Source organism: Roseateles chitinivorans, assembly GCF_002761755.1.
GTDB classification, from domain to species: Bacteria; Pseudomonadota; Gammaproteobacteria; order Burkholderiales; family Burkholderiaceae_C; genus Roseateles; species Roseateles chitinivorans.
Genome location: NZ_PEOG01000024.1, coordinates 59,589 through 79,043 on the forward strand (window position 1 = coordinate 59,589; position 19,455 = coordinate 79,043).

The 19,455-nt window shown below is 70.0% G+C and carries 18 protein-coding genes; 13 read left to right on the forward strand and 5 right to left on the reverse strand.

What is annotated here, in order from left to right:
* Positions 1-360 precede the first annotated feature (360 nt).
* Positions 361-1,314 carry a histone deacetylase family protein gene (locus CS062_RS10895; protein ID WP_099861668.1) on the reverse strand — a complete coding sequence of 318 codons (954 nt, stop codon included), beginning with the start codon at positions 1,312-1,314 and terminating at the stop codon, positions 361-363.
* A gap of 233 nt (positions 1,315-1,547) precedes the next feature.
* Between CS062_RS10895 and phaP the strand changes: the two genes are divergently transcribed.
* Complete coding sequence (phaP, locus tag CS062_RS10900; protein ID WP_099861669.1) at positions 1,548-2,105, forward strand: TIGR01841 family phasin; 558 nt, start codon at positions 1,548-1,550, stop codon at positions 2,103-2,105.
* A gap of 285 nt (positions 2,106-2,390) precedes the next feature.
* Here the strand turns inward: phaP and CS062_RS10905 are convergent, their stop codons facing one another.
* Positions 2,391-3,098: a TetR/AcrR family transcriptional regulator gene (locus tag CS062_RS10905; protein WP_099861670.1), complete on the reverse strand. Its 708-nt coding sequence runs from the start codon at positions 3,096-3,098 to the stop codon at positions 2,391-2,393.
* 318 nt (positions 3,099-3,416) lie between these two features.
* Here CS062_RS10905 and CS062_RS10910 point away from each other — a divergent pair, with 318 nt between their 5' ends.
* Positions 3,417-3,986, forward strand: a complete 570-nt coding sequence (locus CS062_RS10910; protein WP_099861671.1) for a YdeI/OmpD-associated family protein — start codon at positions 3,417-3,419, stop codon at positions 3,984-3,986.
* Between the two features lie 24 nt (positions 3,987-4,010).
* Here the strand turns inward: CS062_RS10910 and CS062_RS10915 are convergent, their stop codons facing one another.
* Entirely contained in the window at positions 4,011-4,991 is a 981-nt protein-coding gene (locus CS062_RS10915) for a patatin-like phospholipase family protein (protein WP_099861672.1), read from the reverse strand.
* Between the two features lie 83 nt (positions 4,992-5,074).
* On the opposite strand from CS062_RS10915, the gene CS062_RS10920 reads away from it, so the two are divergent.
* Positions 5,075-7,456, forward strand: a complete 2,382-nt coding sequence (locus CS062_RS10920) for a penicillin acylase family protein (protein ID WP_099861673.1) — start codon at positions 5,075-5,077, stop codon at positions 7,454-7,456.
* Positions 7,457-7,522: 66 nt separating this feature from the next.
* Here CS062_RS10920 and pncB read toward each other — a convergent pair whose 3' ends face one another.
* Complete coding sequence (pncB, locus tag CS062_RS10925; RefSeq protein ID WP_099861674.1) at positions 7,523-8,737, reverse strand: nicotinate phosphoribosyltransferase; 1,215 nt, start codon at positions 8,735-8,737, stop codon at positions 7,523-7,525.
* A gap of 152 nt (positions 8,738-8,889) precedes the next feature.
* On the opposite strand from pncB, the gene CS062_RS10930 reads away from it, so the two are divergent.
* Complete coding sequence (locus tag CS062_RS10930) at positions 8,890-9,762, forward strand: hypothetical protein (RefSeq protein ID WP_099861675.1); 873 nt, start codon at positions 8,890-8,892, stop codon at positions 9,760-9,762.
* A gap of 83 nt (positions 9,763-9,845) precedes the next feature.
* Here the strand turns inward: CS062_RS10930 and CS062_RS10935 are convergent, their stop codons facing one another.
* Positions 9,846-10,271, reverse strand: a complete 426-nt coding sequence (locus tag CS062_RS10935) for an Lrp/AsnC family transcriptional regulator (RefSeq protein WP_099861676.1) — start codon at positions 10,269-10,271, stop codon at positions 9,846-9,848.
* 216 nt (positions 10,272-10,487) lie between these two features.
* On the opposite strand from CS062_RS10935, the gene ocd reads away from it, so the two are divergent.
* The 9 genes from ocd to cobA form a co-directional block, all read left to right on the forward strand.
* On the forward strand, positions 10,488-11,582 hold the full coding sequence (ocd, locus tag CS062_RS10940) for an ornithine cyclodeaminase (RefSeq protein WP_099861677.1): 1,095 nt from the start codon (positions 10,488-10,490) through the stop codon (positions 11,580-11,582).
* Positions 11,583-11,823: 241 nt separating this feature from the next.
* The gene (locus tag CS062_RS10945) at positions 11,824-12,384 is read left to right on the forward strand and encodes an outer membrane beta-barrel protein (protein ID WP_099861678.1); all 561 of its coding nucleotides are present in this window, start codon (positions 11,824-11,826) and stop codon (positions 12,382-12,384) included.
* A gap of 73 nt (positions 12,385-12,457) precedes the next feature.
* The gene (ybiB, locus tag CS062_RS10950; RefSeq protein ID WP_199174222.1) at positions 12,458-13,453 is read left to right on the forward strand and encodes a DNA-binding protein YbiB; all 996 of its coding nucleotides are present in this window, start codon (positions 12,458-12,460) and stop codon (positions 13,451-13,453) included.
* Between the two features lie 202 nt (positions 13,454-13,655).
* Positions 13,656-15,347, forward strand: coding sequence for a nitrite/sulfite reductase (locus CS062_RS10955; RefSeq protein ID WP_099861680.1), 1,692 nt, complete (start codon positions 13,656-13,658; stop codon positions 15,345-15,347).
* A 13-nt stretch (positions 15,348-15,360) separates the two neighbouring features.
* Entirely contained in the window at positions 15,361-15,852 is a 492-nt protein-coding gene (locus CS062_RS10960) for a DUF934 domain-containing protein (protein ID WP_099861681.1), read from the forward strand.
* Position 15,853: 1 nt separating this feature from the next.
* Entirely contained in the window at positions 15,854-16,639 is a 786-nt protein-coding gene (locus CS062_RS10965; protein WP_099861682.1) for a phosphoadenylyl-sulfate reductase, read from the forward strand.
* Positions 16,636-17,595 carry a sulfate adenylyltransferase subunit CysD gene (gene cysD, locus CS062_RS10970; protein ID WP_099861683.1) on the forward strand — a complete coding sequence of 320 codons (960 nt, stop codon included), beginning with the start codon at positions 16,636-16,638 and terminating at the stop codon, positions 17,593-17,595. The genes CS062_RS10965 and cysD overlap by 4 nt, the downstream gene beginning before the upstream one ends.
* Positions 17,595-18,938: a sulfate adenylyltransferase subunit 1 gene (locus CS062_RS10975; protein WP_099861684.1), complete on the forward strand. Its 1,344-nt coding sequence runs from the start codon at positions 17,595-17,597 to the stop codon at positions 18,936-18,938. The genes cysD and CS062_RS10975 overlap by 1 nt, the downstream gene beginning before the upstream one ends.
* A gap of 16 nt (positions 18,939-18,954) precedes the next feature.
* A partial coding sequence (cobA, locus tag CS062_RS10980) for a uroporphyrinogen-III C-methyltransferase (protein WP_099861685.1) occupies positions 18,955-19,455 on the forward strand: 501 nt, incomplete at its 3' end.

A 19,455-nucleotide genomic window follows, 5' to 3' on the forward strand; every position in this document is an offset into this window, starting at 1 on the left:
GCAATGAGTTTGTGGCGACAAGCGGGACTAGCGCAAACCCTAGTTTTCGCTTCCATCGCCCGCAGCTCCAACACCGAGCGAACAGGACAACTTGCCCACCCTCTTTGGGCTCCTAGTACTGCCCCCGAGCATGGACAAGTTGCCGTGCGGCATCAAGATTCTGTCCAAGGGATTTTTCCAAGCCCTCGCAAGCTGTTGTTTTATAAAGATATCAACGCTTGTCCATCCAGCGGAAGGGCATCGGTAGGAAACGGGCGAAGGCCTCGCGCGGCTCGGGGGCCAGACGGCTTTCCGGCACGGGCGCGGAGGCAATGGGGCGGTCGGCGGACATGGCGGCGATTCTTCCACCGCCGCGCGGGGTCAGGTGTCGCGCGGGCTACTGTCGCGCCAGCGCGCCCAGGCCTGCGCCGCGGCGCCCAGCGTGCGCATCTGCACCTCGACGGTCACGGCCAGGTCCTCGCCGTAGCCGCCAGCCATGCTCAGCGCGACCGGGATGCGGCGCTCGACCAGCGCGTCCAGCACCATCCGGTCGCGGCGCAGCAGCCCGTCGGCGCTCAGCTTGAGGCGCCCGAGCCGGTCGCCCTCGTGCGGATCGGCGCCGGCCAGGTAGAAGGCCAGCCCCGGCGGCCGGTCGGCCAGGCGTCGCCAGACCTCGGCGAGCGCGGTCTCCAGCGCATCCAGGTAGACCGCGTCGCCGCAGGCGTCCGGCAGACCCACGTCCAGGTCGCTCGCCTCCTTGCGGAAGGGGAAATTCTTCTCGCCGTGGACCGAGAAGGTGAACACGCTGTCGTCGCCCTGGAAGATGCTCGCCGTGCCGTTGCCCTGGTGGACGTCCAGGTCCACCACCAGGACCCGCAGGCCGGGGCGCTCGCGATGACGACGGTGCCATTCCGCCTGCATCAGGCGCGCGGCCACCGCCACATCGTTGAAGACGCAGAAGCCGCTGCCCTTGTCCGCATACGCATGGTGCGTGCCGCCCGCCAGACTGGCGGCCACGCCCTCCTCCAGGGCGGCGCGCGCCGCCGCGATCGTCGCCCCGACCGAGCACAGCGAGCGCCGCGGCAGCGCCGGCCCCCACGGGAAGCCGATCTCGCGCTGGGCGGCGGCGCTCAGGGTGCCGTGCATCACGGCGTCGATGTAGTCGGGCGTGTGCACCAGCGCCAGCGCGTCGATCCCGGCCGGCTCGGCCACGCGGGGCCGCATCACGCCGGGTTCGCGCTCCACCCGCTCGCGCAGCATCTGGTACTTCGACTGCGGGAAGCGATGCCCGGGCGGCAGGGCCAGCGTCAAATGGTCGTAATGGAAGGCAAGCATGGTCGGGACGCTAGCAGAGCCGGCCGGACCCCGCTCCAGTTGCCACCGGCAGCGACCGGCGGCAGCCGCCCCTCGGACCGATGCGCGGATTTTGCTGCGATGCACAAAAAGTGCTTGCAATCGTCGTCGACAGTCCTATACTGACCTCATGCTGCACTGCAACAAAGGTGTGGCACCGGCGCTCAGCCTGCCGCGTTTCCCCTGGCTGACATCACTCTCAAAGGAGATCTCGCATGCTGACCGCTGACCAAGTGCTCGACCAACAAAAGAACCTGCAAGCTTCCCTGTTCGGCCTGACGGCCAAGGCCTTCGAAGGCTACGAGAAGCTGGTCGAGCTGAACCTGCAGGTCGCCAAGACCGCGCTCGGCGAAGCCGCCGAAACCGCCCAGCAGGCCATCACGGTCAAGGATCCGCAGGAACTGTGGGCGCTGCAGGCCTCCCTGCTGCAGCCGACCGCCGAAAAGGCCGTCGCCTACAGCCGCCACCTGTACGACATCGCCTCGTCGACCTCCTCGGAGTTCGTCAAGCTGGCCGAGTCGCAGGTCGCCGACGCGCAGGTCAAGTTCGGCGCCGTCGTCGACAACGCCACCAAGAACGCGCCGGCTGGCACGGAAAATGCTGTAGCTCTGGTGAAGTCGGCGGTCGCCGCGGCCAACAACGCTTACGAAAGCCTGCACAAGGCCGCGAAGCAGGCCTCCGAGATCGCTGAAACGAATTTCAACGCCGTGACCAACACGGCGGTGAAGGCCACCCAGAACGCCACCCGTACCGCCAAGCGCGCCACGGCCTGAGCGTTCCGAGAGTTGCCACAACGGTTGTCTCCTCGGTACCCAAGGAAGCTCGGCTTCCCAAGTGCCCTTCAAGCCCAGCTTCATGCTGGGCTTTTTTTTGGCCTTTCGGACCCGGATCCCGATGCGTCGCTGCCAGGCCGCGGATGCGGAGGCCCGAGGCGAACCGAAGCGGCGGAACCGGCCGCCCCAACCAGCGTCATCGGCACCGCCGCGGTGCTCCGGCAATCGCCCCGACGCCCGGACGCCGGGCACTCGCGCCGAAGGTCGGAGGGCCCAGGCGCCTGATCAGTCGCCCGAGGACACCATCGGCGTCGCCGCATTGGCGCCGGATGCGAAGCGGGCAAACTGGTCCGTCACGTCACGCAGCACGCCCTGCACGGTGAATTCGCGCAGCGCCTCCCGGTCGTACAGCGGATAGCGCGGCAGGCCGATCACCATCATCAGGTAGCCCATGGTGCGGACCGACATCTGGTCGCAGATCAGCCGGATCGCGGTCTCGTCGGGCTCGAAGCCCTCCGGCGCGCAAGCGGCCACCCGCTCCCGCATCAGCCCCAGCAGCCGGTTGTAGACCGGCTGCTGGGATTGGCCGATCTCCTCGAGCGTGCCGGTCTGGGTCAGCGACATGTAGATCATCCGGAACTGCTCCGGGTGCCGCTCCCAGAAGTCCAGCAGGCAGCGTGTGTGCGCTTCCAGGACCTTGCGCGGGCCGCGCTGGTCCTTGGACGCGTCCAGCAGTTCGTCGGTCAGCGCCTCGAAGACCTCGATCCACAGGCCGTCGAGCAGGGCCTTCTTGCTCTCGAAGTAGCTGTAGATCGCCATCGTCGAGATCCCCAGCTCCTGCGCCAGGCGCCGCATGCTCAGCGCCTCCACGCCTTCGTCGCGGTAGATCTTGCGGGCGCGCTCCAGCATCTCGCGCTTGAGCGCGGCCATCTCGGCGGGGCCGCGGCGCAGCCGGGGCCGCTCGCGGTCGGGTTGCTGATCGGTGTGTGCCACGGCGTTCCTGCATCCAAAGGTTATTGTCGGCGTACGTTATCTCACGCCAACGATCACATCCAATACGCTTGAACCCGCGCCATGTCGGACTTCATCCATCGCGTACATGTACGCAGGTGCCGACCACCTCGCTCTCGCCGCATCGCGACGGCGACCCTGCGGGAGGGAACGGGCACGAGCGCCCGCGGCGACCGGGTCTTCCTGTCCGAGGGCAATGCGCGCGCCAACGCTCCGAACGCCGCCGGCCCGCGCACTCGCGTCATGGAACACCGGCGCTGCTGCCAGGACGCGCCCGGCACCGGGGCATACTCGCGGCCCATGGCCACCCGCACCCCGATCTTCTTCGCCAGCGCCGCGGAGTTCCGCGACTGGCTCGACCAGCATGCCGCCACGGCCACCGAGGTCGTGGTCGGTTTCCACAAGCGCGCCACCGGCGAGCCCAGCCTGGCCTGGCCGGAGTCGGTCGACGAGGCGCTCTGCCACGGCTGGATCGACGGCGTGCGCACCCGCATCGACGACAAGCGCTACAAGATCCGCTTCACGCCGCGCAAGGCGGTGTCGGTCTGGAGCGCGGTCAACATCGGCCGTGCCCAGGCGCTGATCGAGGAAGGCCGGATGAAGCCCGCCGGGCTGGCCGCCTTCGAACGTCGCCAGGAGGAGCGCTCACGGGTCTACGCCTTCGAGCAGCCGAAGGAACTCGTCGAGCTGGCGCCGGCCCACGAGGTCGTCTTCATGCGGCATCCGGCCGCCTGGGCCTTCTTCCAGCAGCAGCCCGACGGCTACCGCCGCACCAGCATCTGGCACATCCTCAGCGCGAAGAAGCCCGAGACCCAGCTGGCCCGGCTGAACAAGCTGATCGAGGCCAGCGCGCGCGGCGAGCGCCTCTAGGCGAGCCGGCCGCCGATCCCCGAATCAGCGGGTCTTCGCGGCGATCTTGCGGCGGATCTCCGGCAGCATCGCCGTCGCCACCTCGCGCCCGAGCGCGATCGCGCGCCGCCGGGTGCTGAAATCCGAGCCGCTGAAGCCGTCCAGCTTGGGCCGCAGCACCACGTCGGCGCCCTGCAGCTCGTACTGGTTGATCGACTTGCCCATGATCGAGAAGGTCTGCAGCAGCATCCGCATCGCATCGCCGGGGATCTTCGGATCGGGCGGCTCGCCGATGTCGACGGCGATGACCAGCTCCGCGCCCATCTGGCGGGCGAAGCGCACCGGCACCGGCGCCACCAGGCCGCCGTCGACGTACTCGCGGTTGCCGATCTTCACCGGCTGGAACACCGCCGGCACCGCGCTGGAGGCCCGCACCGCGGTGCCCACATCGCCCTGGCGGAACAGGATCGGCGAGCCATCGCCCAGATCGGTCGCGACGATGCCCAGCGGCAGCGGCAGCTGTTCCAAGCCGCGGTTGCCGGTCATCTGCCGGACGTAGCGCGCCAGCGCCTCGCCGCGGATCAGGCCGCGCATCGGGAAGGTCCAGTCGGTGATCGCGCCCTCGTCCATCGACTCGGCGACCGTCTGCAGCTCCTTCCCGCCGCGCCCGGCCGCGTAGAGCGCGCCCACCAGGCTGCCCGCGGACGTGCCGCAGACCAGGTCGACCTTGACGCCGTTCTCCTCCAGCACCTGGATCACGCCGATGTGGGCGAAGCCGCGGGCCGCGCCGCCGCCCAGCGCCAGGCCCAGGCGGGGCGGCTTGGGCACCGGCTTGGGCGTGACCGGCGTCGGCAGCTCGGGGTCGGGCGTGGTCACGACCGGCGTCGGCGGACTCGAGGGCGACAGCGTCGCGCAGCCGCCCAGCGCGCCCAGGCCGGCGGCACCGGCGGCGATCAGCCAGCGGCGACGGGCCGGTGCGGGCAGCAGGCCGGCGGATTTGGTAGGGTCGCGGTCGTCTCGGAACATGGCGCGGGATTCTAGGGAAACGCTGTAGCGATCCTGTTGCCAGGCGCACGCACAATCCCGGCCCGCAAGCGGAGAGCCCATCGATGAATGACAAGAGCGCCAAGGACAGCCACCGCCGACCGGGCGCCCCCCGACGCTGGCTGGTGCGAAGCCTGGTCGGCCTGCCGCTGCTGCTGATCGCGCTGGCGCTCGGCATCTGGACCAGCGTGCGCGCCAGCCTGCCGCAGCTCGACGGCGACGCCGCGATCCCCGGCCTGAGCGCGCCGGTGAGCCTGGGCCGCGACGCGCTGGGCACGCTGGTCGTCGAGGGCCGCACCCGGCTGGACGTGGCGCGCGGATTGGGCTTCGCCCATGCGCAGGAGCGCTTCTTCGAGATGGACCTGACGCGCCGCTCGGCCGCTGGCGAACTGTCCGCGCTGTTCGGGGACAAGGCGCTGGAGCGCGACCGCTCGCGCCGTGTGCATCGATTGCGCGCGCGGCTCACCGACCGCTTCGAGCAGCTCTCCGGCGAGGACCGGCTGCTGCTGCTGGCCTACACCGAGGGCGTCAACGCCGGGCTGCATGCGCTGCCGATGCGGCCCTGGCAATACCTGCTGCTGCGCGCCCGGCCGCAGGACTGGACGCCGGTGGACTCGCTGCTGGTGATCGCGGAGATGTACTTCATGCTGCAGAGGACCAGCTTCGAGACCGGCTTCGAGCGCGCGGTGCTGCGCGAGCGCGCTGGCGATGCCGTCTTCGACTGGCTCAGCCCGCGCGGCGGCCGCTGGGATGCGGCGCTCGACGGCAGCCAGCTGGCGCCCCCGCCGATGCCGACGCCGGAGCAGCTCGACGTGCGCCAGGTCCGCATGCCCGACGCGCCGGCCAGCGGCCCCGCGGTCTCCGTCGCCGAGCCGCCGGTGCTGGGCAGCAACAACTGGGCGGTCGCCGGCACGCGCTCGACGCACGGTGGCGCCATCCTGGCCGACGACATGCACCTGGGCCTGGGCGTGCCGGCCATCTGGTACCGCGCGCAGTTCCAGATCGGCAGCGGCGCGAACGGCCTGCGCGCCGCCGGCGTCACCCTGCCGGGCCTGCCGGCGCTGGTCGTCGGCAGCAACGGCGCGGTGGCCTGGGGCTTCACGAATGCCTACGGCCAGTGGTTCGACTGGGTCGAGCTACCGCCCGACGCCAAGCCCTCGACCCACACCGAAACCCTGGAGGTCCACGGCGGTCCCGCGGTGACGATGACGGTCAGCGAGATCGACGGCGCACCGATCGTGGCCACCGACGGCCAGCGCCGCTTCGCGCTGCACTGGATCGCGCATCAGGGCGCGGCCTACAACCTCGAGCTGGACCGCATGCTGCAGATGCGCCATGTCAGCGACGCGCTGTCGCTGGCGCAGCGGGCCGGCATGCCGCACCAGAACCTGCTCGCGGCCGATCGCGACGGCCAGATCGGCTGGACCATCGCCGGCCGGCTGTGGGCGCAGCCGGGGCTGCCGGACGGTTTCGGCCGCTTCGTCGCGCCGACCGCGATGCGTCGCGAGTGGCTCGATCCGGACCGGGCGCCGCAGGTGCTCTCACCGGCGCAGGGTCAGCTCTGGACCGCCAACAATCGCCAGCTCGACGGCGCACCGGGCGAGCTGCTCGGCGACGGCGGCTTCGACCTCGGCGCCCGCGCGCAGCAGATCCGCGACCGGCTCTCGGCGCGCGACAAGCATGACGAAGCCTCGATCGGCGCGATCCATCACGACGACGAGGCGCGTTTCATGAAGACCTGGGCCGCACGGCTGCTGGCCGTCGCGCGCGGCGACGCCGCGACCCATCCGACCCACCGCGCGTTCGTGCAGCTGCTCGAGAACTGGAACGGGCGCGCCGACGCCGATTCGGCCGCCTACCGCCTGGTGCGGCAGGCGCGGCTGCGCGTGCTCGACACCCTGTGGGACGCCTGGACGCTGCCGGCGCTCGGCGACCGGCAGCTCGACCCGAAGCGCCGCATCCGCTGGCGCAACCAGTTCGAATACAGCGCCGCGCGCGCCCTCGACGAGCGGCCCGCCCACCTGCTGCCGGCGGCCTATGCGAGCTGGGACGCGCTGCTGCTGGCGCAGCTCGACGCCGCAGCCCGGGAGATCGCGCCGGACGGCAACCTCGGCGGCGCCACCTGGGGCGCGCAGAACGCCAGCCGCATCCAGCATCCACTGGCCAAGGCGATCCCGGCGCTGTCGCGCTGGCTGGACATGCCGTCCGCGCCGCAGTCGGGCGACAGCAACCTGCCGCATGTGGCCGGGCCGGCCTTCGGACAGTCGGAGCGGCTGGTCGTCTCGCCGGGCCGGGAGGAGCAGGGCTGGCTGTCGATGCCGGGCGGCCAGAGCGGCCATCCGATGTCGCCGTTCTACGGTGCGGGGCACCAGGACTGGGTGGAGGGCAAACCGACGCCGCTGCTCGCGGGTCCGGTGATCCACCGCATCACCGCGCATCGGGATTGAAGAATCCCTCGCCCGCGAAGCGGGAGAGGGCGCCGGCAGTCCTCACGCCACTTCTTCCGCGCCTATTCAGCGCGGAGTCGGCACATTGAAGACCTGACGCAGGTAGGCCAGGAAAGTCTGGTCCTCGCACATGGTCTTGCCGGGACTGTCGGACAGCTTGGCCACCGGCTGGCCGTTGACGTGGGTGAGCTTGATGACGATGTTCAGCGTCGGCAGCCCCATGTCGTTGCTGAGCTGGGTGCCAATGCCGAAGCCAAGCTGGACGCGGTCCGCGAAATGGCGGTACAACGCCAGCGCCTTGGGCACGTCCAGCGCGTCGGAGAACACCAGTCGCTTGGTGTTGGCGTCGATGCGCAACTGCTCGTAGTGCGCCAGCGCCTTCTCGCCCCATTCGACCGGATCGCCCGAGTCGTGGCGCAGGCCGTCGAAGAGCTTGGCGAAATAGAGGTCGAAGTCGGCCAGGAACGCATCCATGCCGATCACGTCGGTGAGCGCGATGCCCAGGTCGCCGCGGTACTCCTGCACCCAGTCCTCGAGCGCCGCCTTCTGGTGGTCCCGCAAGCGCACGCCGGTGGCCTGGTAGGCCTGCAGGTACTCGTGCGCCATCGTGCCGATCGGCACCAGCCCCAGCTCCTTGGCCAGCAGCACGTTGGAGGTGCCGCGGAAGGTCTCCGGCAGTTCGTCGCGCAGCGTGCGCAGCACCTCCTCGTGCCAGGCGCCGGAGAAGCGGCGGCGCAGGCCGAAGTCGAAGAACTGGAACGGGTGGCGGCGCGGCGCCTCGTCGCGGGTGAAGGCGCGGAGGGTCTCGACCTTGCGCGCCAGCCGGCGCCGGCCCTCCTCGATCGCTGGCGCTGCGTCGAAGCGCCGGAAGTACAGCTCGTTGACCATCGCCAGCACGAAGATCTCGAAGCCCATCACATGCACCTGCGGGCCGCGCACGATGATCTCGAGCCGCTCGCCGTCCGCGCGCACCGAGATGAAGTCGCGCTGGAAACGGAAGATCCGCAGCAGGTCGATGAAGTCCGGCTTCATGAAGCGCAGGCCGCGCAGGTAGTCGAGCTCGTCCGGCCGGAAGGTCAGCGCGCACAGATGGTCCAGTTCCCGCTCCAGGTCGGCCACCAGCGCGGCGAGTGGGTACTGCGGCGTGTTGCGGCACGCGAAGCGGTACTCGGCCTGAGCCTGCGGATGCCGGTGCAGCATCGCCTGCCACATCGTGAACTTGTAGAGGTCGGTCTCCAGCAGGCTGCGGATCACCGGGGGCGAGGTGTCGGAACGGCTCATGGGCGGCGACTGTACCGCCGCCCTCCCATCCTCGTTCCCGAGGGGTCGGTCGCGGCGCCCGCGATCGCCCGCATGAGGCCTTCGCCGAGCCGACCGCTCCAAACTCCCACCCCGCTTGCGAGCGCGGGCAGGGCGAGAGCCCGCACTCGGCGATGATCGCGACCTGGTGCATCCGATTCGCCGCCAACGTGTTCCAACGCCCCGCCTTCTCTCCCGTCTTCTCTGCCGCCTTCGCGCTTCGTGCCGCCGCGCCGCTGCTGCTCGCCGCGAGCGCGCAGGCGCAGGTCCCGGTGGCCATCGAGCAGCCGCCCAAGCCCGAGGTCGCGATGAAGATGGTCTACGGTGGCAACACCTGGCGCGACGCCCGGGTCGCCGCGTTCTTCGGCGGCCGTTCGCCGACCTTGCGGGCCGAGGTGCGGGAAGTCTTCCGCGCGCGCTATGTCGAGCAGGACGTCGACAAGCTGATGCTGGTCTACCAGCTGACGCCCGGACCGCGCGAGCAGTTCCGCTGCCCGGCCTGCGTGCCGGCGCTCGGCGCGGCGGTGCTGGCCGCCGATGCGCAGGGCCGCTGGCGCCTGCATGCCAAGGGCCCGCTGCTGATGGCCGGCGCGCCGGGCTCGGGCGACGAGGACCTGCAGCTCTTGCAGATCGACGAGCAGCGCTGGGTCCTGCGCAGCCGGCGCCATGACCAGGACCGCGGTCGCGAAAGCCGCAGCGAGCGCCTGGTGCTGGAGCGCGACGGCGAGCTGCAACTCGGCGCCGAACTCGGTTTCGACGACAAGCCCGGCCCGCAGGCCTGCGGCGCGGGCGCGGCGCCGCAGACTTCGGGCGTCAGCGTACTGAGCCCCGGCCGTGGCCCGCGCGTGGAGATCGTGCTGCGTTTCAACGAGGGCGCATGCCCGTCGCCGCGCCCGGTGGTCCAGCGCACGCGGCTGGAACTGCGCGACGGCACCTTCCACCTCGCCCCCGACGCGCCAGATCCGGACGACGACGCGCCCGCGAGCCCACCGACGCCCAAGCGCTGACCACCGCTGCCGGCCCTCACCCCGGCCCTCTCGCCTGCCCTCTCCTGCAAGCGGGAGAGGGAGAGCAGCAGGGCGAGACGAGGTCAGGCCAGCTTGTAGGTCTGCAGGTGGATGCTGGTCTCGGTCGCGCCGATGCCCTTGATCAGGCGCACCCGTTCGAGGATCTCGGCCAGGTCGTTGAGGTTGTCCGCTCGCAGTTCGGCGAGCAGGTCCCAGCGGCCGTTGGTGTCGAACAGGCCGGCCACGCCCGGTTCGCCGAGCAGGATGCCGACGACTTCGCGGGTGCGGTTGCCCTCGACGGCGATGCTCATCCAGGCGGTGATGTGCGGCTGGGCGACGTCGGCGCGCAGCCTGACGGTGTAGCCGACGATCTGGCCGCTGTCCTCCAGCCGCGTCAGCCGGTTGGTCACCGTGCCCCGCGACACCTTCAGCTTGTGCGCCAGCGTCGCGATGCTGGCGCGGGCATCTTGGCGAAGCAGCGCGATCAGTTGGTGATCCAGTGTGTCCATGGGGAGCTCCGGAGTCTCGATTCGGGCCGCACCACCTTGGCGCAACCCCTCGCCCGCTGCGCGCACAGCGCCCAGGGTTAACCCGAATTTCACGGCATTTCGACAGCCGTCGCTGACGAAATGATCGAGAGACTTCAATTATTGATCAGTTGTTTGGCTTCCTGCTGACACGCGGATCCGAAGAATGGAGGCATTCCCACTGCCATGAGACGGCCGATGACGACCCGATTGCTACTCACCCCCGACGTCGCCCGCGTGGTCCGCCACGACGGCCTCGCCCAGAGCTTCCAGACCCTGGCCCGCTACATCGCCGACGACTATGTCCGCTGGAGCCAGTTCGACAAGAGCGCGCGTGTCGCCAACCATTCCGAGGACGGCGTGATCGAACTGATGCCGATCTCCGATGCCTCGCTCTACACCTTCAAGTACGTCAACGGTCACCCCAAAAACCACCTCGTGGGCCTGCCTACGGTGATGGCTTTCGGCGTGCTCGCCGATGTCGCGACCGGCACGCCGCAGGTGCTGTCGGAACTGACCCTCAGCACCGCGCTGCGCACCGCCGCCACCTCGGCGCTGGCGGCGCAACACCTGGCCCGCCGCGACTCGCGCACGATGGCGCTGATCGGCAACGGCGCCCAGGCGGAGTTCCAGGCCCTGGCCTTCCACCACCTGCTGGGCATCGAGGAGATCCGCCTGTTCGACGTCGACCCGGCGGCGACCGACAAGCTGGTCCGGCACCTGTCGCGCATCGACGGCCTGACGGTGATCCGCTGCCGCGACACCGCCGAAGCGGTCCGCGGCGCCGACATCGTCACGACGGTCACCGCCGACAAGCGCAACGCGACCATCCTGACCCCGGAGATGGTCGAGCCGGGCATGCACATCAACGGTGTCGGCGGCGACTGCCCCGGCAAGACCGAGTTGCACCGCGGCGTGCTGGAACGCGCCAGTGTCTTCGTCGAATACGAGCCGCAGTCGCGCATCGAGGGCGACGTGCAGCAGATGCCGGCCGACTTCCCGGTCACCGAGTTCTGGCGCGTGCTGCGCGGCGAAGCCGCCGGCCGACGCTCGGCGGACGAGATCACCGTGTTCGACTCGGTCGGCTTCGCGCTGGAGGACTTCGCCACCTTGCGCTGGCTGCGCGACCGCGCCCTGGCGCTGGATCTGGGTCGCGACCTGGCGCTGGTGCCGGACATGGCCGACCCGAAGGACCTCTTCGGCGAACTGGGCCTGCCAGCGCAGCCGCAGGCGGCGGGCGTCGTCCCCATGGCGGCGGCGCCTTCCGCCGTGGTCACGCCGCTGGCGGCCTGAGCGGCGACCGCTCACCGGTTGACTCCTGTGCGCTCAGTTGAGCCGGCCCTCGGGCCGGCTTTTTTTACTGGCCCTCCTGCCCCGATCACTGGAAGCACTGACCTCCCGGAGCCAGTCGCGACAGAACGCTGGCTCATCGAAGCGATGTCCGCCGCGGGCCGCCCTTTTGAGAATCGCGCTTCGCCAGCTCGCCGCTGGCGTTTCTCTTTCCGATTCAACGAAGCAACGAAGGCGACCTCGAATGAAATTCTCTCCCTCCCTTTCCCTGCTGGCGACCGCGTTCGCGCTGGCTGCCGGCGCGGCGCAGGCCCAGGTCTACATGGAAGCGACGCTCGGTGCCGGCAAGGTCAACGGCCAGTGCCGCGGCCTGTCCAACTGCGAGTCCTCCGACCTGGACTCCCGCCTCAGCCTGGGCTACCTCATCAGCCCCAATGCGGGCATGGAGTTCAGCTGGCTGGACTACCCCACCGTCAAGGCCGGCGATGCGGTCAACGGTGCGCGCGTCAAGCTGAGCGGCCCGGCCTTCGGCGGCGTCTATCGCCATCCGTTGACGGACTCGGTCAGCCTGAACCTGCGCGGCGGCCTGGCGTGGAACCAGGGCAAGGCCAGCGTCTGGGAAAACCAGCGCGAGGTCCTGAAATCCCGTCAACGCTCGGCACAGCCGTATTTCGGCCTCAACGCCACCTATGCGTTCAACGAGACCTATGCGGTGGGCCTGGGCGTGGACTTCACCCGCGCCAAGCTTGAGAACGAGCGCGCCAACATCCGCTCCTTCAACCTGGTGGGGCGCTCGACCTTCTGACCGCGAGCGCCGGCGGCCGACCACGGCTGCCTCCTGTCGCAACGGCCCGCTCGCGGGCCGTTCTGCCGTCAGCGTGACGCTGGCGTGGCTGATTAAGATGCGGCGCTTGTTTCGCCCCTGGCCTCAGCGCCGACCTGCCGTGGACTCCGCTCCCTACGCCCCGCTCATCAAGGAAATCGGCCGAGGCGCCCGCGGCGCGCGGGATCTGACGCGGGAGCAGGCCCGGACGCTCTTCGGGCAGCTGCTCGACGGCACGGTGCCCGACCTCGAACGCGGCGCCATCCTGATCGCGATGCGCATCAAGGGCGAGAGCCTCGATGAACTGCTGGGCTTCGTCGAAGCGATGCAGGCGGGCGCGGCGCGTGTGGCCGCGCCGGCGGGTCCGCGCACCGTCGTGCTGCCCACGTTCAACGGGGCCCGCAAGCAGGCCAACCTGATGCCCCTGGTGGCCATGCTGCTGGCGCGCGAAGGCATCCCGGTGCTCATCCACGGCCGGCACGATTTCGATAGCCGCATCAGCCCGTTCGAGCTGTTCGAGGCGCTCGGCTTGCCCGTCGCTGCCGATGTGGAGGGAGCGGGTCGGCAGCTCGCCAGCGATCGGTTGGCGATCCTGCCCACCGCCGCGCTGCATGCGGGGCTGGACGCCATGATGGCGCTCCGACCGCGGCTGGGGCTGCGCAACAGCAGCCACAGCGTCGCCAAGCTGCTGGACCCACTGCCGGGTCGCAGCGTGCGCGTGGTGGCGGTGACCCATCCGGAATATGTCGACAGCATGGGCCAGGCGCTGCCGCTGCTCAGCGCTGGCGACGGCCGGGCGCTGCTGATGCGGGCCAGCGAGGGCGAGGCGTATCTCCACCTGCGGCGCAAGGCGCATCTGCAAGGCTTCGCCAACGGGCAAGCTGTCGATCTCAATCCGCAAAGCAACGACGACCTGGACTGGCCGCTTTCCCCGGCGTGCGAGCCGGGCGCGAACGCGGATTTCATCCGCGCGATCCTCGCCGGCACGGCACCGATGCCGGCTCGGATCGGCGACCAGCTCGCTGCCCTCCGGCGCTTGGCGGTGGACTGAGGCGGCCTTCGGCGCGCGAGGGCCTTTTGCAGCGCCATTCATATGCTTATCTCACCATAAGCAATCTACGAATTTGTAGTTCTCATATATATAAAGCGTTCATAGAGTCCGGACTCCCGGCCAGCCCAGGGCCAGCCGCGGTGTCAGATGACGCGGCGGGGCCCCCAGGTCCACCTCAACCCGGCCGGAGTCCGCTGACGCCATGTACGCCTATACCGATTTCGACCGCCAGTTCGTCCACGCCCGCGCGGCCCAGTTCCGCGACCAGCTGGAACGCCACCTGGCCGGTCAACTCCCCGACGACGACTTCCGCGCGCTGCGCCTGCAGAACGGCTGGTACATCCAGCGCCATGCCCCGATGCTGCGCATCGCCGTGCCCTATGGCGTGCTGTCGTCCCGGCAACTGCGGCAGCTCGCCCGCATCGCGCGCGAGTACGACCGCGGCTACGGTCACTTCACCACCCGCCAGAACCTGCAGTTCAACTGGATCCCGCTGCCGCAGTCGGCCGACGTGATGGACCTGCTGGCCGATGTCGACATGCACGGCATCCAGACCAGCGGCAACTGCATCCGCAACATCACCAGCGACGTGACCGCCGGCGTGGCCGCCGACGAATTGATCGACCCCCGTCCCTACGCCGAAGTGCTGCGCCAGTGGTCGACGCTGCACCCCGAATTCGCGTTCCTGCCGCGCAAATTCAAGATCGCCATCTCCGGCGCCAAGGAAGACCGCGCCGCCATCGGCTGGCACGACATCGGGCTCCAGTTGCGTCGCAACGAGGCCGGCGAGGTCGGCTTCCAGGTCTTCGTCGGCGGCGGCATGGGCCGCACCCCGATCGTCGGCCAGGAGATCAATCCCTTCGTCCCCTGGCAGCACATCCTGCTGTACCTGGAAGCGATCGTCCGCACGTACAACCGCTTCGGCCGCCGCGACAACATGTACAAGGCGCGCATCAAGATCCTGGTGAAGGCCGAAGGCCAGGCCTACTTCGACGCGGTCAACGCCGAGTACCAGGCCATCCTCAACGACGACGCCGGCAGCCACGAGCAGATCATTCCGGAAGCCGAGCTCGCGCGCGTTGCCGCCAGCTTCGTCGAACCGCAAGGCGTGACCCCGGTGCCGGGCGCCGACATCTTCGAAGGCGCATCGCCGGCCTACCGCCGCTGGCTGGAGCGCAACGTCCACGCGCACCGCGTCAGCGGCTACCGCTCGGTGACGCTGTCGCTCAAGCGCCTGGGCCTGCCGCCGGGCGACATCACCGACGCGCAGATGGACGCGGCCGCCGACCTCTCGGACCGCTACAGCCATGGCGAGCTCCGGGTCTCGCACGACCAGAACCTGCTGCTCCCCTGGGTCCGCGAAAGCGACCTGCCCGCGCTGTACGAAGCCGCCAAGGCCGCCACCTTCGCCACGCCCAACATCGGCCTGCTGACCGACATGATCGTGTGCCCGGGCGGCGATTTCTGCGCGCTGGCCAACGCGCGCTCGATCCCGGTCGCGGCCGAGATCACCGAGCGCTTCCAGGACCTGGACGAGCTCTGGGACATCGGCGACATCGACCTGCACATCAGCGGCTGCATCAACAGCTGCGGTCATCACCACAGCGGCCACATCGGCGTGCTGGGCGTCGACAAGGACGGCAGCGAGTGGTACCAGATCACGCTGGGCGGCTCGGACGGCTCCACGCTGTCCGGCGCCGCGGTGCCGGGCAAGGTGATCGGACCGTCGTTCGCGGCGGACGAGGCGGCCGATGCCGTCGAGGCCGTGATCGCGACCTACCGCCGCGAGCGCCAGGCCGGCGAGCGCTTCCTCCAGACGGTCCGCCGCATCGGGCTGGACGCCTTCAAGCAGGCGACCAACGCGATCCGCCGCACCACCGCTGCCCAACACTGAACGCCGCCGCACCATGAAGTTCGTTTCCAAGGCCCAAGACCCCTGGCACACCTGCGCCGGCGAGGACGGTCCGCAACCGCACCCCGCTGCCGCCGACCACAAGCTGCTGACGCTGGAGCAATGGCACGCCGTGCGCGACACCTGGCCCGAGGGCCTGGCCACCGGCGTGATCCTGCCCAACGACGTCGACGTGATGGACCTGAAGGCCGACCTGCCGCGCCTGTCGCTGGTGGTGCTGCAGTTCCCGAAGTGGGTGGATGGCCGCGCGTACAGCCAGGCGCATGTGCTGCGCTCGCGGCTGCGTTATGCCGGCGAGGTGCGCGCGATCGGCGAGGTGCTCGTCGACATGCTGCCGCTGCTGCAACGCTGCGGCGTCGACGCGGTGCAGCTGCGCGGCGACCAGAACCTGGACGCCGCCGAGCGCGCGCTGCGCTTCTTCCCCGGCCATTACCAGGCGGACGTCAACGAGACGCGCCCGCTGTTCGCCCGCCAGGCGGAGGCGTGAGATGAGCGCCATCGGCCTCTACGCCCGCAAGACCGCCGGCTTCGACGAGCGCCTCGCGCGCACGGTCGAGGTGCTGCGGCAGGCCGCGGCCGACTTCGGCCCCGGCGCGCTGCAGTCGACCTCGCTGGGCGTCGAGGACATGGTCATCACCGACCTGATCGCGCGCCACGGCCTGCCGATCGCGCTGGCGACGCTGGACACCGGCAGGCTGCACGCCGAAACGCTGGCGCTGATCCCGCGCATCCAGCAGCGCTACGGCCTGGCCGTCGAGGTCTTCGCGCCGGTGAACGAGCAGGTCGTCCACTTCGTCCGCGCCAACGGCGACGACGCGATGTACCGCAGCGTCGAGCTGCGCAAGGCCTGCTGCGGCGTGCGCAAGCTGGAGCCGCTGGCCCGCATGCTGCAAGGCCGCACCGCCTGGATCACCGGCCTGCGCCGCGAGCAGAGCGCCAATCGCGCCGAGGTGCCGTTCCGCGAGGACGACGGCCAGGGCCGCGTGAAGGTCAACCCGCTGGCCGAATGGAGCTGGGCCGACGTCTGGCACTACGTGCAGGCGAACGAGGTGCCCTACAACCCGCTGCACGACGAGTTCATGCCCAGCATCGGCTGCGCGCCCTGCACCCGCGCGATCGCCGTCGGCGAGGACTTCCGCGCCGGCCGCTGGTGGTGGGAGGACTCGTCCAAGGAATGCGGCCTGCACGCCACCCACGCCGAGCCCGGCACCGCAGAATCTGAATCCCAAGCGTCTCCCCTGACGTTCAACGCGACCACCGGAGCCCCGGCATGAACGCCCCCGTGAACCTCGAACAACTGCTGCCGCTGGCGGACCACCGCCACCTGGACCACCTCGAAGAGGAAGCGATCTTCATCCTGCGCGAGGTCGCCGCGGCCTTCGAGCGCCCCGCCCTGCTGTTCTCCGGCGGCAAGGATTCGTGCGTGGTGCTGCGCCTGGCCGAGAAGGCCTTCAAGCAACGCGTGGCCGGCAACGAGTTCAAGGGCAAGCTGCCCTTCCCGCTGGTGCATGTGGACACCGGCCACAACTTCCCCGAGGTGATCGAGTTCCGCGACCGCCGCGTCGAGGAGATGGGCGAGCGCCTGGTCGTCGGCCATCTCGAGGACTCGATCCGCAAGGGCACGATCCGCCTGTCCCATCCGCTGGAGTCGCGCAACGGCCACCAGACGGTGACGCTGCTGGAAACGATCGAGGAGCACCGTTTCGACGTACTGATCGGCGGCGCCCGTCGCGACGAGGAGAAGGCCCGCGCCAAGGAGCGCATCTTCAGCCACCGCGACAGCTTCGGCCAATGGCAGCCGAAGGAGCAGCGGCCCGAGTTGTGGAACCTCTTCAACACCCGCATCCGTCCGGGCGAGCACTTCCGCGCCTTCCCGATCAGCAACTGGACCGAGCTGGACGTGTGGCTCTACATCGCGCGCGAGAACATCCCGCTGCCGTCGCTGTACTTCGCGCATGACCGCCAGGTGATCCGCCGCAAGGGGCTGCTGGTCCCGCTGACCGAGGTGACGCCGCCCGAGGCCGGCGAGCAGGTCGAGACAGCGCAGGTCCGCTTCCGCACCGTCGGCGACATGACCTGCACCTGCCCGGTGGAGAGCCCGGCCGCCAATGCCGCCGACATCGTCGCCGAGACGCTGACCGTCACCGTCAGCGAGCGCGGCGCCACCCGCATGGACGACCGCACCTCCGACGCCTCGATGGAGCGTCGCAAGAAGGAGGGCTACTTCTGATGTCCGCCGTCCTGAACTCCCCGAGCGTCCCCGCGACCGCACCGAGCGCCGTGAACACCGTGAACAAGATCCATCAGTCCGACGTCGACACGACGCACCGCGCGCTGCGCTTCCTGACCGCCGGCAGCGTCGACGACGGCAAGAGCACTCTGATCGGACGCCTGCTCTTCGACAGCCGCGCGATCCTCGCCGACCAGCTCGACACGCTGGCCAAGCGCGCCGCCGGCCAGCCGATCGACCTGAGCCTGCTGACCGACGGCCTGGAGGCCGAGCGCGAGCAAGGCATCACGATTGACGTCGCCTACCGCTACTTCGCGACCAAGCAGCGCAAGTTCATCATCGCGGACGCCCCGGGCCACGAGCAGTACACCCGCAACATGGTGACCGCCGCCGCCGGCAGCGATGCCGCGGTGGTGCTGGTCGACGTGACGAAGCTGGACCTCTCGGCCGACGACGTGCCGCTGCTGCCGCAGACGCGCCGCCACAGCCTGCTGGCGCACCTGCTGCGCGTGCCGAGCATCGTCTTCGCGATCAACAAGATCGACGCGGCCGCCGATCCGGGCGTCGCCTTCCGCAAGGTCTCGGCGGCGCTGGAGAAATTCGCCTCGGCCGCCGGCATCGCCGTGACCGCGGTGGTCCCGGTGTCCGCGCTGCGCGGCGACAACGTCACCCAGCCGCTCGAGGCCGACTGGTACGACGGCCCCTCGCTGCTGCAGGTGCTGGAATCGCTGCCGACGGTGCAGGAAACCGTGGAGGCCCCGCTGGCGTTGCCGGTCCAGTACGTCGCCAAGGACGGCGACGGCACCGGCAACAACCCGCGCGTGCTGTGGGGCCGCATCGCGCAGGGCCAGGTGCAGGTCGGCGACGAGGTGCAGATCCTGCCGAGCGGCCAGACCGCCGTGGTGGCCGAACTGCGCCGCGCCGGCGAACCGGTGGCCGCCTCGGTGGCCGGCGAGTCCGCCGGGCTGCTGCTGGACCGGCAGGTCGACGTGTCGCGCGGCGACTGGATCGTGGCGCCGGGCGCCGCGACGCCACGCCGCAGCTTCGAGGCCACGCTGGCCTGGCTGGACACCGAGCCGGCGGTGATCGGCCGCAAGTACTGGGTCCGTCACGGCAACCGCTGGGTCCAGGCCCGCATCGCCGCGATCGACCACCGCCTGGACATCCAGACGCTGGCCGAAACCGACGCGCACGAGCTGTCGGTCAACGAGATCGGCCATGTGACCGTCGAGCTGCAGGCCGAGCTGCCGCTGCAGCCCTACGCGGACAACCGCGTCGGCGGCGCGCTGATCGTCGTGGATCCCGCCAGCAACCGCACCAGCGGCGCGCTGCTGGTGCGCTGAACACCGGGAGACCGCCATGGGACGCGTCCTCTTCGTCAGCGCCGGCCCCGGCGCGGCCGACCTGATCACGCTGCGCGGCGCGCGTGCGCTGGCGCAGGCGGACGTCGTGCTGTTCGATGCCCTGACCGACCCGGCGCTGCGCGAACTCGCGCCCCGGGCGCAGTGGCTGGACGTGGGCAAGCGCGGTTTCTGCCACTCGACCCAGCAGACCGCGATCAATGCGGCGCTGGTGCGGGAAGCTCAGGCCCACGCGCTCGTCGTGCGTCTCAAGGGCGGCGATGCGAGCGTGTTCGGCCGGCTGGAAGAGGAACTGCAGGCGCTGGTCGAGGCCGGCATCGCCTACGAGATCGTGCCCGGAGTGACCGCTGCGATCGCCGCGGCCGCGCAGACCGGCCGTCCGCTGACGCGCCGCGGCGCCGGCCGCAGCGTCGCGCTGACCACGGCGATGACGCGCGAGGGCGAGCTCCAGGCCGCCAAGTCCGCCGACACCGAAGTGTTCTACATGGCCGGGCAGCAG